Source organism: Mycobacterium shunyiense (assembly GCF_058270075.1).
In genome coordinates, this window is sequence record NZ_JBZDPU010000015.1 from 254,702 (window position 1) to 267,865 (window position 13,164).

14 protein-coding genes and 1 riboswitch are annotated in these 13,164 nt (G+C 66.4%); of the genes, 8 read left to right on the top strand and 6 right to left on the bottom strand.

The annotated features are described in order from the left end of the window. Positions 1-19: 19 nt before the first annotated feature. Positions 20-457, bottom strand: a complete 438-nt coding sequence (locus AC4ELH_RS15570; RefSeq protein WP_064957933.1) for a MarR family winged helix-turn-helix transcriptional regulator — start codon at positions 455-457, stop codon at positions 20-22. Between the two features lie 28 nt (positions 458-485). On the opposite strand from AC4ELH_RS15570, the gene AC4ELH_RS15575 reads away from it, so the two are divergent. Continuing rightward, the gene (locus tag AC4ELH_RS15575; protein WP_498885278.1) at positions 486-1,103 is read left to right on the top strand and encodes a TIGR03086 family metal-binding protein; all 618 of its coding nucleotides are present in this window, start codon (positions 486-488) and stop codon (positions 1,101-1,103) included. On the opposite strand, the gene AC4ELH_RS15580 is transcribed toward AC4ELH_RS15575, so the two are convergent. Further along, positions 1,094-1,885: an exodeoxyribonuclease III gene (locus tag AC4ELH_RS15580; RefSeq protein ID WP_064879449.1), complete on the bottom strand. Its 792-nt coding sequence runs from the start codon at positions 1,883-1,885 to the stop codon at positions 1,094-1,096. The two genes, AC4ELH_RS15575 and AC4ELH_RS15580, sit on opposite strands and share 10 nt — an antisense overlap. 88 nt (positions 1,886-1,973) lie before the next feature. On the opposite strand from AC4ELH_RS15580, the gene ephH reads away from it, so the two are divergent. After that, entirely contained in the window at positions 1,974-2,801 is an 828-nt protein-coding gene (gene ephH, locus AC4ELH_RS15585; protein ID WP_498885280.1) for an epoxide hydrolase EphH, read from the top strand. A gap of 84 nt (positions 2,802-2,885) precedes the next feature. Here ephH and AC4ELH_RS15590 read toward each other — a convergent pair whose 3' ends face one another. Next, positions 2,886-5,126, bottom strand: a complete 2,241-nt coding sequence (locus tag AC4ELH_RS15590) for an NADP-dependent isocitrate dehydrogenase (protein ID WP_448448569.1) — start codon at positions 5,124-5,126, stop codon at positions 2,886-2,888. A gap of 278 nt (positions 5,127-5,404) precedes the next feature. Beyond that, positions 5,405-5,524: riboswitch (SAM riboswitch) on the top strand. Positions 5,525-5,694: 170 nt separating this feature from the next. Here AC4ELH_RS15590 and AC4ELH_RS15595 point away from each other — a divergent pair. From AC4ELH_RS15595 to AC4ELH_RS15605, 3 genes are read left to right on the top strand one after another with little or no spacing between them, the layout of a single operon-like run. After that, a complete protein-coding gene (locus AC4ELH_RS15595) occupies positions 5,695-7,017 on the top strand; it encodes a bifunctional o-acetylhomoserine/o-acetylserine sulfhydrylase (RefSeq protein ID WP_448448568.1) in 1,323 nt (440 codons plus the stop codon). A gap of 20 nt (positions 7,018-7,037) precedes the next feature. Then, positions 7,038-8,168 (top strand): homoserine O-acetyltransferase MetX, encoded by a 1,131-nt coding sequence (metX, locus tag AC4ELH_RS15600; protein ID WP_498885282.1) that lies wholly within the window; start codon positions 7,038-7,040, stop codon positions 8,166-8,168. Then, entirely contained in the window at positions 8,165-8,890 is a 726-nt protein-coding gene (locus AC4ELH_RS15605) for a class I SAM-dependent methyltransferase (protein WP_064880169.1), read from the top strand. Before metX ends, AC4ELH_RS15605 begins: the two co-directional genes overlap by 4 nt. Positions 8,891-8,901: 11 nt before the next feature. On the opposite strand, the gene AC4ELH_RS15610 is transcribed toward AC4ELH_RS15605, so the two are convergent. Further along, entirely contained in the window at positions 8,902-9,405 is a 504-nt protein-coding gene (locus tag AC4ELH_RS15610; RefSeq protein ID WP_064880191.1) for a winged helix-turn-helix transcriptional regulator, read from the bottom strand. A gap of 82 nt (positions 9,406-9,487) precedes the next feature. Here AC4ELH_RS15610 and AC4ELH_RS15615 point away from each other — a divergent pair, with 82 nt between their 5' ends. Continuing rightward, positions 9,488-9,907, top strand: coding sequence for a nuclear transport factor 2 family protein (locus AC4ELH_RS15615; RefSeq protein WP_498885285.1), 420 nt, complete (start codon positions 9,488-9,490; stop codon positions 9,905-9,907). Here AC4ELH_RS15615 and AC4ELH_RS15620 read toward each other — a convergent pair. After that, positions 9,897-11,444, bottom strand: coding sequence for an FAD-dependent monooxygenase (locus tag AC4ELH_RS15620; protein WP_498885286.1), 1,548 nt, complete (start codon positions 11,442-11,444; stop codon positions 9,897-9,899). The genes AC4ELH_RS15615 and AC4ELH_RS15620 overlap by 11 nt on opposite strands. After that, positions 11,441-12,064: a TetR/AcrR family transcriptional regulator gene (locus AC4ELH_RS15625; RefSeq protein WP_498885288.1), complete on the bottom strand. Its 624-nt coding sequence runs from the start codon at positions 12,062-12,064 to the stop codon at positions 11,441-11,443. Before AC4ELH_RS15625 ends, AC4ELH_RS15620 begins: the two co-directional genes overlap by 4 nt. Before the next feature lie 105 nt (positions 12,065-12,169). On the opposite strand from AC4ELH_RS15625, the gene AC4ELH_RS15630 reads away from it, so the two are divergent. Continuing rightward, positions 12,170-12,514, top strand: coding sequence for a type II toxin-antitoxin system Phd/YefM family antitoxin (locus AC4ELH_RS15630; RefSeq protein ID WP_064880174.1), 345 nt, complete (start codon positions 12,170-12,172; stop codon positions 12,512-12,514). Positions 12,515-12,523: 9 nt separating this feature from the next. Continuing rightward, positions 12,524-13,147 (top strand): ATPase, encoded by a 624-nt coding sequence (locus tag AC4ELH_RS15635; protein ID WP_498885290.1) that lies wholly within the window; start codon positions 12,524-12,526, stop codon positions 13,145-13,147. The last annotated feature ends 17 nt before the right edge of the window (positions 13,148-13,164 follow it).

Genomic DNA, 13,164 nt, shown 5'->3' on the forward strand with positions numbered 1-13,164 from the left:
CGCACTGGCGTCATCCGCATTATTCAGGGGTCAGCCGCTGCAGGACCCGCAAGAACACTTTTCGCTCCTCGGCGGTCAGCTCGCCCAGCCAGCGCTCCTCCCCGCGCTGGATCTCCCGTTGGACCGCATCCTTGACGGCCCGGCCCGCCTCGGTGATGCCCAACAGCCGGACCCGACGGTCGTCGGGATCGGCCTCACGCTCGATGAAGCCCTGCTGCTGCAGGTCATCGAGGGTGCGGATGATGCGGGTCTTGTCCGCGCCGATCGCCTCGGCCAGCGCCGCCTGCGTCCGCACCGAGGACCGGTCGAGGGCGAGCAGGACGACGTAACCCCACATCGACACACCGTGAGCGTCGAGGACCGGTTGTTCGGCGGCCATCAGCTCCCGCAACAGCGGGGCGAGCATGGCTGCCAGATCCGGACGCTTCGACACCCTGATCAGCGTAGGCGTTGCCATATGATGTGCTCACGCTTATCGTAAGCGTATGCCTACTATTGAAATAGACCCACGTACCTTTCACCGCGTCGCCGTGCTGCGCTCCGTCGAAGCCGTCGACGCGGTCCGCGCGTCCGACCTGGACCGGCCCACGCCCTGCACCGGGTGGACGCTCGCCGACCTGCTGGCCCACATGACCGTGCAGCACCACGGATTCGCCGCGGCCGCGCGCGGAAATGGCGCCGACGAAGCGGTATGGCAGGTGGCGACGGTGGCCGACGCCGTCCGCGCCGACCCGGCCGGCACCTATGCCGCTGCCGCCCACGAGGTGCTGGACGCGTTCGCCGCCGACGGAATCACCGAGGCAACGTTCGCCTTGCCCGAGTTCGGTCCGGATGCGACGTTCCCCGGCGCCCTGGCGATCGGCTTCCACTTCGTCGACTACGCCGTCCACGGGTGGGATGTCGCGGCTTCGATGGGTGTGCCGTACCAACTGCCCGACGACGCTGTCACCGCATTACTGCCACTGGTCATGGGGATTCCCGACGGGGACTTCCGTGACAGTGCGGCCTCACCGTTCGACCGCGCGGTCGACGCCGCGGCCGCAACGGATTTCGAGAAGGTCCTGCTGCATCTCGGCCGGAGGCCGAACTGGCCTCAGCCGTAGTTGACCGTCACGGGTGAGTGATCCGACCACCGCAGCGCGTACAACTCGGCCCGGTCCACCCGGGCTGCGGTCGCCCGGCCGGCCAAGGTTGGGCTGGCCAGGTGGTAGTCGATGCGCCAGCCGGCGTCGTTGTCGAAAGCCTTACCGCGCCACGACCACCAGCTGTACGGTCCGGCCACGTCGGGATGTAGCACCCGCACCACATCCACCCAGCCGGTGCCCAAGAGTTCGGTGAGCCAGGCCCGCTCACCGGGCAGGAAGCCGGCCTTCTTGACGTTGCCCTTCCAGTTCTTGATGTCGTTCTCGGTGTGGGCGATGTTCCAGTCCCCGCACAGCACCGCGTCATGCTCCAGCAGCTCGGCCATCCGGGCGGCGACGGTGGCCATGAACCGTTCCTTCTCCAGCTGACGGTCCGTCTCCGCCTCGCCCGTCGGGACGTACACGCTGGCCACCGTCACTCCCGCGGTGTCCACCTCGAGGTAGCGGCCGTGGGCCTCGAACTCGTCGGACACCAACAGTCGCGCAGCCTCGATGGGGTGCCGGGACAACACCGCAACCCCGTTGCGGCCCTTGACATGCGGGACGGCCGAGGCCAGATTCCACCCGTCGGCCAGAGCTGGGGCCAGGGCATCGTTGAGCTGCTCGTCGTCGGCGCGGGTCTCCTGCAGACACACCACCTCCGCCTCGGTTTCCTTCAGCCAGGGCAGCAGGCCCAGATTCTCGGTGGACCGCTGCTTGACCGCGGCGCGAATGCCGTTGACGTTGATGGTGCTGACAGTCAGAGGTGCCGGAGATGCCACGCCCAGACCCTACCGATCCGCACCGACAGGCCCTTGCGGTACCGGCGGTATCACCTTAATGTCGGGCGACATGGCTGAACGTGCCCCCATTCACCTGGGATCAGGCGAACCGATCCTGCTGCTGCACCCGTTCCTGCTGTCGCAGAGCGTGTGGAAGTACGTCGCACCCCAACTCGCGCAGACCGGGCGCTACGAGGTGTTCGCGCCCACCATGGCCGGCCACCACGGCGGTCCGCATGCCCCGATACTTCTCGACGTCGCAACCCTGGCGGACGACGTCGAACGCCGGCTCGACGAGCTGGGCTGGTGCACCGCGCACATCGTCGGGAACTCGCTCGGCGGCTGGGTGGCCTTCGAACTGGAACGCCGTGGCCGGGCCCGCACGCTGACCGGCATCGCTCCCGCGGGAGGCTGGTCGCGGTTCACCCCGGCGAAGTACGAGATCATCGCCAAGTTCATGGCGGCCCTGCCGGTCGTGCTGTCCACTGCGGTGTTGCGCCAGCAGCTGCTCAAACTCCCGATGACGAAGCAGATCTCATATCTGGCCGTGAGCGCGACCCCCGAGGTGCTCAACGACAGCGACCGTCGCGATCTGATCGACGATCTGGCACACTGCCCGGCCTACTTCAAGCTCATGGTCAAGGCACTGACCACCGCGGGACTGATGGAGATCAAGAACTCGCGGACCCCGACGCAACTCGTGATCTGCGAGAAGGACCGGGTGCTGCCCGCGCCGCGATTCACCCGGCACTTCACCAAGAGCCTGGCACCCGATGCCGTGGTCACCACGCTGAAGGGTGTGGGACACGTGCCGATGTTCGAGGCACCCGAAACCATCACCCGGCTGATCACCGAGTTCGTCGACCGGCACACGGACCAAACGCGCGCGACAGGCTAGCCCGCGTCCGCAGGCGCCAAGGACTGAACGCCAGACAGCAGTCAGGGCGGCGACGGGATTATCGCCGCCGCCCTGACTTGCCACCTAAGCCTTCTCGGAAGCCGCCAGCGCGTCGTTGAGCGTCTTGCTCGGACGCATCACCGCGGCGGTCTTCTCGGCATCCGGGTAGTAGTAGCCGCCGATGTCGGCCGGCTTGCCCTGCGCCGCATTGAGTTCGGCGACGATGGCCTGCTCGTGCTCGCCGAGAGACTTGGCCAGCGGCGCGAAGTGCGCGGCCAGTTCCTTGTCCTCGGTCTGCTCGGCCAGCGCCTGCGCCCAGTACAGCGCCAGGTAGAACTGGCTGCCGCGGTTGTCCAGCTCACCGGTCTTGCGCGAGGGAGACTTGTTCTCGTTCAACAACTCTCCGGTCGCGGTGTCCAGCGCGGCGGCCAGCACCTTGGCCTTGGCGTTGTCGGTCTTGTTGCCGAGGTCCTCCAGGCTGGCGCCCAGCGCCAGGAATTCGCCGAGCGAGTCCCAACGCAGGTGGTTCTCTTCCACCAGCTGATGGACGTGCTTGGGGGCCGAGCCGCCCGCACCGGTCTCGTACAGCCCGCCACCGGCCATCAGCGGCACGATCGAGAGCATCTTGGCGCTGGTACCCAACTCCAGGATCGGGAACAGGTCGGTCAGGTAGTCACGCAGGATGTTGCCGGTCACCGAGATGGTGTCCTTGCCGCGGATCAGCCGCTCCAGGGTGTAGCGCATGGCCCAGACCTGCGGCAGGATCGTGATCTCCAGGCCCTCGGTGTCCTCTTCCTTGAGGTAGGCCTTGACCTTCTTGCGCAGCTCGTTCTCGTGCGGGCGCTCGTCATCGAGCCAGAACACGGCAGGCATACCGGACAACCGAGCCCGGTTGACGGCCAGCTTGACCCAGTCGCGGATCGGGGCATCCTTGACGATCGGCATCCGCCAGATGTCGCCCTCCTCGACCTCCTGGCTCAGCAGCACCTCACCGGAATCGATGTCGACGATCTTGGCGACACCCGCCTGCGGGATCTCGAAGGTCTTGTCATGGCTGCCGTACTCCTCGGCCTTCTGCGCCATCAGACCGACGTTGGGCACCGTGCCCATCGTGGTCGGGTCGAACTGACCGTGGGTCTTACAGAAGTTGATCACTTCCTGGTACATCCGGGAGAAGGTCGACTCCGGGTTGACCGCCTTGGTGTCCTTGGTGCGGCCGTCGGCGCCGTACATCTTGCCGCCGAGGCGGATCATGGCCGGCATCGACGCGTCGACGATGACGTCCGACGGCGAGTGGAAGTTCGAGATGCCCTTGGCCGAATCCACCATGGCCAGTTCGGGCCGGTGCTCGTGGCAGCGGTGCAGGTCCTCGATGATCTCTTCCCGCTGCGAGGCCGGCAACGCCTCGATCTTGCTGTAGAGATCCGACAGACCGTTGTTGACGTTGACCCCGAGCTCGTCGAACAGCTTCTCGTGCTTGGCGAAGGCGTCCTTGTAGAAGACCTTGACGGCGTGGCCGAACACGATCGGGTGGCTGACCTTCATCATGGTCGCCTTGACGTGCAGCGAGAACATCACGCCCGTCTTGTAGGCGTCCTCGATCTGCTCCTCGTAGAACTCGATCAGCGCCTTCTTGCTCATGTACATCGAGTCGATGACGTCGCCCTCGTCGAGCTTCACCTCGGGCTTGAGCACGATGGTCTCGCCGCCGGACGTCTCCAGCTCCATGCGTACGTTGCGCGCCTTGTCCAGGGTCATCGACTTCTCACCGTGGTAGAAGTCGCCGGTCTTCATGGTGGCCACGTGGGTACGCGACGCCTGCGACCACTCGCCCATGCTGTGCGGGTGTTTGCGCGCGTATTCCTTGACCGCCTTGGGAGCGCGGCGGTCCGAGTTGCCTTCACGCAGAACGGGGTTCACTGCGCTGCCGAGGATCTTCGAGTAGCGATCGCGGATCGCCTTCTCCTCGTCGGTCTTCGGGTCGCCCGGGAAGTCGGGCACCGCGTAGCCCTTTTCCTGCAACTCCTTGACCGCGGCCACGAGCTGCGGGACCGACGCGCTGATGTTGGGCAGCTTGATGATGTTGGTTTCGGGCAGCTGAGTGAGACGCCCCAGTTCGCCCAGGTTGTCCGGGACCTTCTGGTCGTCGGTCAGATAGTCACCGAATTCGGCCAGGATGCGGGCCGCAACCGAGATGTCACTGGTCTGGATATCGATACCCGCCGGCTCTGCAAAGGCGCGGATGATCGGCAAGAAGGAGTACGTCGCAAGCAGCGGCGCCTCGTCGGTCAGCGTGTAGATGATGGTCGGCTGCTGGGCAGTCATGGTTGCTCTCCCGGCGTCAGTCTGGGTTGGACGAGGATCACTCGTTCTCACCCGCGGTTATTCGCTGCTCTGTTATCGCGGGCCAGACTACAAGGGAGCGGATCGCCGCGAAGGAGCAGCTTTCATTACTGACCAGTAACTTTGGCTTACGTTCAGGCGCCCGACACCTCCACGCACCCGCCGAACCGAACGTGTTTCAGTCCCGTCCGCGCAGAACCGGCAAACACGTTGAAGAACCGACTGGCACCGCCTCAGCGCGTTGCGATAAGCTGCAGGCCGGTCATGAGTGTCAGCATCAAGCCCCGGCTTGCTGGCCGGCAACCCTCCAACCGCGGTGGGGTGCCCCGGGTGATGACCAGGTTGAGCAGTCGTTCGCGGCTGTAAGGCAAGCGCGGGTCCGAAGGTACGGGCCCCCAGACAGACAGGGAAACCTGATGGAGGCCAGCCATGTGTATGTGTCCATGAACTGTCGATGTTCGCGTGTCGTCGTAGTCGACGAGCGAGACGTCCGGTAGCCGACCCACACCCCTACCTTCCTCATCCCCTCACCCGGAGGAGACATCAAGCCATGACAACCGCCGAAAACTGGTCGTTCGAGACCAAGCAGGTCCATGCCGGTCAGACGCCGGACAGCGCCACCAACGCCCGCGCCCTGCCGATCTACCAGACGACGTCCTATACGTTCCGCGACACCGACCACGCGGCCGCCCTGTTCGGGCTGGCCGAGCCGGGCAACATCTACACCCGGATCATGAATCCCACGACCGACGTGGTCGAGCAGCGCATCGCCGCACTCGAAGGCGGCGTCGCCGCGCTGCTGCTGTCCTCCGGGCAGGCCGCCGAGACTTTCGCCATCCTCAACCTGGCCGGCGCCGGTGACCACATCGTGTCCAGCCCACGCCTGTACGGCGGCACGTACAACCTGTTCCACTACACGCTGCCCAAGCTCGGCATCGAGGTCAGCTTCGTCAAAGACCCTGATGCTCCCGACTCATGGCGGGCGGCCGTGCGGCCGAACACCAAGGCCTTCTTCGCCGAGACGATCTCCAACCCCCAGATCGACATCCTCGACATCCCGAACGTGTCCGCCGTGGCACACGAGAACGGTGTCCCGCTGATCGTCGACAACACCATCGCCACGCCCTACCTGATCCAGCCCATCGCCCTCGGCGCCGACATCGTGGTGCACTCGGCCACCAAGTACCTGGGCGGGCACGGTTCGGCGATTGCCGGTGTGATCGTCGACAGCGGCAACTTCGACTGGACCAACGGACGCTTCCCGGGGTTCACCGAGCCGGACCCCAGCTACCACGGCGTGATCTTCGCCGAGCTCGGCGCACCCGCCTACGCGCTCAAGGCCCGCGTGCAGCTGCTGCGCGATCTGGGCAGCGCCCTGTCGCCGTTCAACGCCTTTTTGATCGCGCAGGGATTGGAAACGCTGTCGCTGCGTGTTGAACGCCACGTGGCCAATGCGCAGAAGGTCGCCGAGTACCTGGCCGGGCACTCCGGCGTCACCTCGGTGAATTACGCCGGACTCCCCACCTCTCCCTGGTATGAGCTGGGGCAGAAGCTGGCACCCAAGGGCACCGGCGCCGTGCTGGCATTCGAGTTGGCGGGCGGTGTGGAAGCGGGCAAGGCGTTCGTCAACGCCCTCACGTTGCACAGCCACGTCGCCAACATCGGTGACGTGCGCTCGTTGGTGATCCACCCCGCCTCGACCACGCACGCACAGCTCTCCCCCGAGGAGCAGCTGTCCACCGGCGTGACCCCCGGCCTGGTGCGGCTGGCCGTCGGTATCGAGGGCATCGACGACATCCTGGCCGACCTGGAGCAGGGATTCGCCGCCGCCCGTCCGTTCAGCGGCGTCGCGCAGACTGCGGCGACGGTGTAGGACGGCGAGAGAAGACCGGCATGACGATCACCGAAGAACCCGCCGTGTCCACCGTCCCGTTGCCCGCCGAAGGCGAGATCAGCGTGGTGCACATCGGTGCCCTGACGCTGGAGAACGGCACTGTCCTGCCCGACGTGTCGATCGCCGTGCAGCGCTGGGGCAAGCTGTCCCCCGCACGCGACAACGTGGTGATGGTGCTGCACGCGCTGACCGGCGACTCCCATGTCACCGGACCGGCCGGCGACGGCCATCCGACCGCGGGTTGGTGGGACGGGGTGGCCGGACCGGGCGCCCCGATCGATACCGACCAGTGGTGCGCGATCTCGACCAACGTGCTCGGCGGCTGCCAGGGCTCGACCGGACCGGGTTCCCTTGCCCCCGACGGAAAGCCATGGGGCTCACGGTTTCCCCAGATCACAATCCGCGACCAGGTCGAGGCCGACCGGGCTGCACTGGCCGCCCTCGGCATCACCGAGGTCGCCGCGGTGGTCGGCGGGTCGATGGGCGGCGCCCGAGCGCTGGAATGGCTCGTCGGGCACCCCGACGAGGTTCGGGCCGGGTTGGTACTGGCCGTCGGGGCCCGTGCGACCGCCGACCAGATCGGCACCCAGAGCACCCAGGTGGCCGCGATCAAGGCAGATCCGGACTGGCAGGGCGGTGATTACTACGACACCGGCCGGTCACCGTCGGCCGGAATGGAGATCGCCCGGCGCTTCGCGCACCTGACCTATCGCGGTGAAGAGGAACTCGACGACCGCTTCGGAAACGACGCCCAGGGCGACGAGGACCCGACCGACGGCGGGCGTTACGGGGTGCAGAGCTACCTCGAGTACCAGGGCGGCAAACTGGCCCGCCGATTCGACCCTGGCACCTATGTGACTCTCTCGGATGCGCTGTCCACCCACGATGTGGGCCGCGGACGCGGCGGAGTCGCCAGCGCACTGCGTAACTGTCCGGTGCCCGTCATCGTCGGCGGGATCACCTCCGACCGGCTCTACCCCATCCGGCTGCAACAGGAACTGGCCGAGTTGCTGCCGGGCTGCAACGGCCTCGACGTGGTCGACTCAGCGTTCGGCCACGACGGCTTCCTGGTCGAGACGGAGGTGGTGGGTAAATTGATCCGCCGCACACTGGAGCTGGCACAGCGGTGAGTTCACCCAAGGCGCGTTCCCTGTCCTTCGGCTCAGAGGCCGCAGCCTACGAACGCGGCCGGCCGTCGTATCCGCCGGAGGCGATCGACTGGCTGCTGCCCGAGGGTGCCCACGACGTGCTGGATCTGGGCGCAGGTACCGGCAAGCTGACCACCCGGCTCGTCGAGCGCGGGCTGGACGTCATCGCCGTCGACCCCATTCCGGAAATGCTTGAGCTGCTGACGAACTCATTGCCGGACACCCCGGCACTGCTCGGTACCGCCGAGGAGATTCCACTGGCCGACAACAGCGTCGACGCGGTGCTGGTGGCCCAGGCGTGGCACTGGTTCGACCCGGAGCGGGCGGTCAAGGAGGTCAGCCGGGTGCTGCGCCCGGGCGGTCGACTAGGTCTGGTGTGGAACACCCGCGACGAGCGGTCGGGCTGGGTCAAGGATCTGGGCCGCATCATCGGGCCCGAACATGATCCCAACAGCGAGGTGGCACTGGGTGAACCGTTCGGCGCGATCGAACGTCACCAGGTGGAGTGGACGAGTTATCTGACGCCCCAGGCACTCATCGATCTGGTGGCCTCGCGCAGCTACTGCATCACCTCACCGGAGCGGGTGCGCACCCAGACACTGGAGCAGGTCCGCGAACTGCTGTCCACCCACCCGGCGCTGGCCCATTCGTCGGGCCTGGCGCTGCCCTACGTCACCGTGTGTATCGGAGCCACGCTCGACTGAGGTCGACCGAGCTAGGCGTCGCGGCCCCCGATGAACTCGCCGATGACGGCGGTGCCCGGGCCGGGCCGCGCACCTGGACCGGCCGTGGCGGTGGTGGTGTCTGCGCTGAGTTCTCCGCCACACTGGGCGCATACCGTCTTCGCTGTTGTGACACAACCACATTCGTCGTGAACAAGTACGGCCGGCGGTCCATCCGACCCGGCCAGCCACTTGTCCCCCCACGCCACCAGCGTTGCGATCACCGGGTAGAGATCGCGGCCTTTGTCGGTGAGCAGGTACTCGTACCGCGGTGGCGCGCTCTGATACTGCCGTCGTTCCACGACTCCGTGGCCTTCGAGTTCGTCGAGACGCGCGGCCAGGATGTTCGACGCGATACCGAGGTCGCGGCGGATGTCCTCGAACCGCGTCAACCCCGCGAACAGGTCACGCAGGATCAACGGAGTCCAGCGTTGCCCGACCACGTCGACCGCGCGCGCGATCGAGCACGCGATATCGCCGAAGGACTGTTTGGGCACACCCGAACCGTAGTCCATTGCGAATTGCAATGAACAGAGATTAGGGTGGGTTGCAATTCGCAAGTGACTGAAGGATGGGGCGATGACAACGACGACAGACTCGGTCAACGCGTTCTGCGAGGCCACCCGTACCAACGACATCGACCGGGCGATGGCCACGCTGGCCCCGGACGCGGAACTCATCTCGCCGTTGTCCGGCCGGATGGTGTTCCGCGGACACGACGATCTCCGCTCGCTGCTCACCGGGGTGTACGGAGGCCTGGGGCAGCTGTCATGGCAGGAACCGATCGGCGAGGGACCGATTCGCGTGGCGGTCAGCGAAGGCAGGGTCGCAGGCGTCACCATCACCGACGCGCTGGTGCTCGAACTCGACGACAACGGCCAGATTCGGCGACTGCGCCCGCACCTGCGGCCGTGGCTCGCGACCACGGTCTTCGCACTCCTGCTCGGACCGAAGATCGCCCGCCACCCCGCCGTCTTGCGCCGCGCCCTCAGGCGCTGAGCGCATCCAGTTCCGCTTCCGGCCCGAACCAACGCTGCAGCGCACCACGTAGCCGGTCCTGGTCGGTTTCGGCGAGTTCGTCTGCCGCCCAGGCGACATAGCCGTCAGGCCGGATCAGCAGAAACGCAGCGGGCCGGTCTTGTGCGGTCGCCACCGTCACGTCCAGCCGGTCGCGCCAGCCCTCGATCACGTCGGCGCAATCGCCGCCGGACAGGTCGAGCAACAACGGCCTCCCCGACTGCAGCAGCTCGGCGATACGGCGCCCGTCATCCAGGACGAAATCAGGCACGAAGTATCCGGACAGCCGGTGCTCGTCATCGACGTCGTACCGGACGTCCGAGCCGGCCAGGACCCCGGCGATGTGCGCCGCGCCGTCCGGCGTCGCCAGGAGTTCGCCGAAAAGCTGTCGCAGCGCCGTGACTTCGGGCCCCGAGGCCATCAGGGCGGCCTGGGACATCGAGTGCATCATCACCCGCTGCCCGGCCGGCCAGCGCTCGCTGTGATAGCTGTCCAGCAGGCCGTCAGGTGCCCGGCCCTGCACTGTGGCGGCCAGCTTCCAGCCGAGGTTCATCGCATCCTGCAGTCCCAGGTTCAGACCAGGGCCGCCCATCGCCGAATGCACGTGGGCGGCGTCTCCCACCAGGAAGACGTTGCCGGCGCGGTACCGCTCCGCCTGACGGGTGTTCTGGCCGTTGATCCGTCGAAGAGCATGCGGTCCCGGCCCGTCTGGGGGTTCGATCGGCAGATCGGCACCGACCACTCGCCTCGCGCTCGCGCGCAACTCGTCGATCGTCAGCTCCGGTGCATCCTCGGGCAGCACGGAGCCGTACTCGATGGTCCCCAGCATCGACCGCCCCTCCTGGAACTCGGCATAGATCAGCACACCATTGTCGAAGCGATTGTGTCCGAACGGGATTCGTCCAACGCCAGGGATGTTCAGTTGGCCGTAGCCCGCGCGCAACTCATCCGGCAGGCTGATGTGAGCCACTCTCGCGACCATCTCGGTGGTCAGCCCGGGGAAATCGATGCCGGCCTTCTTCCTGACCGGACTGCGGCCCCCGTCGGCGCCGACGAGATAGGTGGTCGACAGCCGGTAGTTCCCTGCGGGTGTGGCGACCTCCAAGGTGACGCCGTCGGATTCGTGCCGGAGATCGACGAGCTCATGCCCCCACCGGATCTCGACCCCCAGCCCCTGTACCCACTCCACGAGTTGGCGCACGACCTTGGGCTGCTGAATCAGCATGCCGTACATCGGATTGTCGATGACATCGGCGAACGGCACCTGCATGCCCGCGAAGATGTAGCCCCCCATCGGCTCCGGAGCATCGTCCGTTCCGCTGAGCGTCCGGTACAGGCCCCGCAGGTCGAGCACGCGGTTGGCCTGCCCGACAATGCCGTTCGCCTTGAGCTCCTCACTAGGCTCAGGCAGCTGCTCCAACACCACCGGCCGCACACCGGCCAGCGCCAACTCACCGGCCACCAGCAGACCGTTGGGTCCGGCACCGGAGACGACGACGTCCACCTTGTTCTCGTTCATGAGTTCCCTCCTGGTTCCGGCAGGCCCGCGGCCACCGCCGCGAACCCTCTACGCAGTAGTGATGTGAAAGACACTGGCGGATCGGCGATCCCGTACTCGTCCATCGCGACATCGCCGACGGCACGCACCACGGCGGCCACCAGCCGCGGGTACATGTCACGTTCCGGGTCGGTGCCGGTCCGCTCGGCGATTGCCGCCACCCACTCGTCGGACATCCCCCGGAAGGTCGCATCGCGAATCTCCGGGATCATCAGCAGTTTTCGGACCTCGGCCAACTGCTGACGCGTCGGCAGCGCGTTCTCCACACCGTAGACGTCGGACATGTCGGCGTCCACCGGATTAACCACCGATTCGGTGATGGCGGTCCACAACGGTTCATCGGCCGGGCGCGAGCGCAACAGGTCGATACTGCGCCGCAAGCGCTCCTGCTGCCGGTAGGCCAGCGCGTCGAACTTGCCGGCGAAGTAGTTGGTGAAGGTGCGCAGCGAGACCCCGGCCAGATTGGCGATGTCTTCGCGGGTGACATTCTCGAGGCCCCGCTCGAACGCCAGCGTCAGCGCCGCATCACTCAGCGCCCGTCGCGTGTCGAGCTTCTTGCGTTCCCGCAGTCCCGGTTCCATGCCACCACGGTAGGCGAATTATTGCCTACTGGGCAAGATTGCCTACTGGGCATTTCCTGTGAGTATCAGGGTGGCTGAAATAGCCAAAATGGCTAAAATGGCCATATGACAACTCTGACTTTCCGCAACCGCGCCGGCGAGCTCGTCGACGTACCGTCCGTCGCGGCTACCCGGTTCAAGAACGAGTTCGCCGCGATCGTCGAACAGGCTGCCCTCGGCGGCGCCGTCACGATCACCAAACACAACGCCCCCAAGGCAGTGCTCGTGTCCTACGCCGAGTTCGAAGCGCTCACCCGCGCCAACGCCCCGGCCCTCGACGAGCTGACCGAGGAATTCGACACCCTGCTGGAACGCATGCAGACGCCCGAATCCAAGACAGCCATGGCTGCTGCATTCGACGCAACACCCGAACAGCTGGGCGCCGCGGCGCAATCGGCACAACGAGGCTGAGCCCCTCAGGTGCCTTGCATCTACGTCCTTGCCGGGGTCAACGGCGCCGGCAAGAGCAGCATCGGCGGTGCCACCATCCGCTCGTTCGGAGGCGACTACTTCAACCCCGACGAAGCCGCTCGCCAGCTGATGGCCGCCAATCCCGAGCTCGACCAGACCCGGGCGAACAGCCTGGCCTGGCATCAGGGCAAGCGGCTACTGGAACGCGCCATCGCCGAAAAGCTCGACCTGGCCATCGAATCCACCCTCGCCGGCAGCACCATCCCCCGACTGTTGACTGAAGCCATCGCCGCGGGATTCGAGGTGCGGATCTGGTACGTCGGGCTGGCCTCCCCCGAGCTGCACATCGAGCGGGTCCGGCACCGGGTGGGCGCCGGCGGTCATGACATCCCGGAATCGTCGATCCGGCGCCGGTGGCGGCACAGCAGGCAGAACCTCGTGCAGTTACTCCCGGTGGTCACCGAACTCCGCGTCTACGACAACTCCGCGGACGCCGATCCGGCCGGTGAGCACGCGCCACTGCCGGTCCTGGTGCTACATGTGGCCCGCGGCGAGATCGTCGGTCCGGCCGATCTGTCGAACACGCCGGAGTGGGCCAAGCCGATCGTGGCGGCCGCGCTGAAATTGAGTTGATCCGCGCCGAAAGGCCA

Excerpts from the sequence above, each read along its gene's own strand:
- AC4ELH_RS15630 (WP_064880174.1), top strand. The coding sequence starts at position 12,170 with ATGACAACTCTGACTTTCCGCAACCGCGCCGGCGAGCTCGTCGACGTA.
- metX (WP_498885282.1), top strand. The coding sequence starts at position 7,038 with ATGACGATCACCGAAGAACCCGCCGTGTCCACCGTCCCGTTGCCCGCC.
- AC4ELH_RS15625 (WP_498885288.1), bottom strand. The coding sequence starts at position 12,064 with ATGGAACCGGGACTGCGGGAACGCAAGAAGCTCGACACGCGACGGGCG.
- AC4ELH_RS15570 (WP_064957933.1), bottom strand. The coding sequence starts at position 457 with ATGGCAACGCCTACGCTGATCAGGGTGTCGAAGCGTCCGGATCTGGCA.
- ephH (WP_498885280.1), top strand. The coding sequence starts at position 1,974 with ATGGCTGAACGTGCCCCCATTCACCTGGGATCAGGCGAACCGATCCTG.
- AC4ELH_RS15620 (WP_498885286.1), bottom strand. The coding sequence starts at position 11,444 with ATGAACGAGAACAAGGTGGACGTCGTCGTCTCCGGTGCCGGACCCAAC.
- AC4ELH_RS15615 (WP_498885285.1), top strand. The coding sequence starts at position 9,488 with ATGACAACGACGACAGACTCGGTCAACGCGTTCTGCGAGGCCACCCGT.
- AC4ELH_RS15590 (WP_448448569.1), bottom strand. The coding sequence starts at position 5,126 with ATGACTGCCCAGCAGCCGACCATCATCTACACGCTGACCGACGAGGCG.
- AC4ELH_RS15575 (WP_498885278.1), top strand. The coding sequence starts at position 486 with ATGCCTACTATTGAAATAGACCCACGTACCTTTCACCGCGTCGCCGTG.
- AC4ELH_RS15595 (WP_448448568.1), top strand. The coding sequence starts at position 5,695 with ATGACAACCGCCGAAAACTGGTCGTTCGAGACCAAGCAGGTCCATGCC.